Source organism: Phormidesmis sp. 146-12 (assembly GCF_052939495.1).
Genome location: NZ_JBJPHS010000233.1, coordinates 1 through 2,050 on the forward strand (window position 1 = coordinate 1; position 2,050 = coordinate 2,050).

1 protein-coding gene is annotated in these 2,050 nt (G+C 44.0%); it reads left to right on the top strand.

Going from position 1 to position 2,050, the window contains the following annotated elements; translation table 11 throughout:
* Window positions 1-2,050, top strand: a 2,050-nt coding sequence (locus ACKFKF_RS34875; protein WP_446871913.1) for an ATP-binding protein, incomplete at both ends; no start/stop codon positions are given.

The following is a 2,050-nucleotide window of genomic DNA, read 5'->3' on the forward strand; positions in this document are numbered from 1 at the left end:
CGGATAATGTAGTGGAGTTGCTGCTGCATCAGTTGCAGAAATTGTCGGAAGCAACCCAGCAAATTCTCTCGATCGCGGCTTGTGTTGGATCTGAGTTTGATTTAGAGACATTGGCGATCGTGTGTGAAGAATCCCCGAAAGCAATTTCCCAAGATTTACTCGCAGCGATTCAGGCTGAATTGATTCAGCCTCTTTCTGAATTAGATGAGAACTTGTTAGTTCAAGCGTATAAGTTTTTGCACGATCGCGTCCAGCAAGCAGCATACGCCTTGATTGATGAGTCTCACAAACAAGTGGTTCATCTGCAAATCGGTCGTAATCTCCTCGAAAAAACGTTACCAGAACAGCTATCAGAACGGTTGTTTGAGATTGTCGATCATCTTAATCATGGAATTGAGCTTGTCTGTGATCAAGCCAAACGTAATGAGATTGCTCGATTGAATTTAATGGCAGGTCAGAAAGCAAAAGGGGCGATCGCGTATAGTACGGCAAGCAACTATTTAACGACAGGGAGACAATGGCTAGAAGCCTCTAGCTGGCAAACGAACTATGACTTGACCTTAGAGTTACATGTAGAAACAACAGAAGTTGCGTACTTGTGTGGCGAGTTTGAACAGGTGAAATACTGGGCAGCAATCGTTCTACAAGAAGCTAAAACGGTTCTCGACACTGTAAAAGTTTACGAAATCAAAATTCAAATCGATATGGCGCAGAACCAGCCATTAAAAGCAATCAACAATACATTACAGGTATTACAGCGATTGGGGATCAGTTTTCCTCAATTGCCCACTGAGTTCGATGTTCGCCTTGAACTGGACACAATCACATCCCTCTTAGGTGAGAAACCGATTTGGGACTTGATCCATTTGCCGAAAATGACCGATCCAGACAAGTTGGCGGCGATGCGAATCCTATCCAGCCTCACTGCTGCTGCCCATATTGCTGCTCCCAATTTGCTGCCACTACTTGCATCTAAACAGGTCAACTTGTCAATCCAGTACGGCAATGCATCTGTGTCTCCCTTTGCGTATGCCAGCTTTGGATCAATTCTTTGTGGAATGGTCGAAGACATCGAGTCTGGCTACGAGTTTGGTCAGCTTGCTTTAGGACTGCTGTCACAACTGAATACCCATTCAATTAGAGCGAGAACATTGCTGTTCGCAAATTTCTTCATCATCCACCGGAAAAAACATGCTAGAGAATTGCAGCAATCATTCCTAGAAGCCTATCAAAGCGCGCTAGAAATTGGGGATTTGGAGTTTGCTGCCTATTGCGCTCACGCTTACTGCCGCTACTGCTGGGCCATTGGAAAGGGACTCGTGGAACTTGAACGTGAGATGACAACATATAGTGAAGCAATTCGTCAACTCAAAAATAAGGGGACACTCACTTGGAATCAAATAGATCACCAGTCAGTCTTAAATTTGATGGGACGCTCGGTCAGTCCAACCTGTCTCGTTGGTGAAATCTACAATGAGGAGCAGGGGTTGTCACAATACGAGGCAGCGAATGATGGAAACGCGATTTTTAGCGTATCTTTTAACAAACTTTTCCTGTGCTATCTATTTTCTGAGTATGCTAAGGCAGTTGAAAACTTAGCCCTAGCAGAACGTTATTTGATTCAAGCAATATCGTGTCCTTTTGAGCCTTTGTACTACCTCTATGATTCTCTGGTAAGACTCGCAACACACTCTGAAAGTAACGCTCAAGTACGAGAGGAAGTTCTTGAAAAAGTCGCGATTAGCCAGGAGAAGATGAAGCTGTGGGCAGATCATGCCCCCATGAATTATTTGCACAAATATCATCTAGTTGAGGCAGAGAAAGCACGGGTCTTGGGTCAGTTGCTTGAAGCAGAAAAATTCTATGAACAAGCGATTCAAGGAGCCAGAGAAAATGAATATATTCAGGAAGAGGCGTTAGCCTACGAATTAGCTGCAAAACATTATCTAGCGCGAGGTCTAGAAAAATTTGCCCAACTCTACATGAAGGAAGCTTACTACTGCTATGAACGATGGGGAGCGATCGCGAAAGTTAAAGACTTAGAAACTCG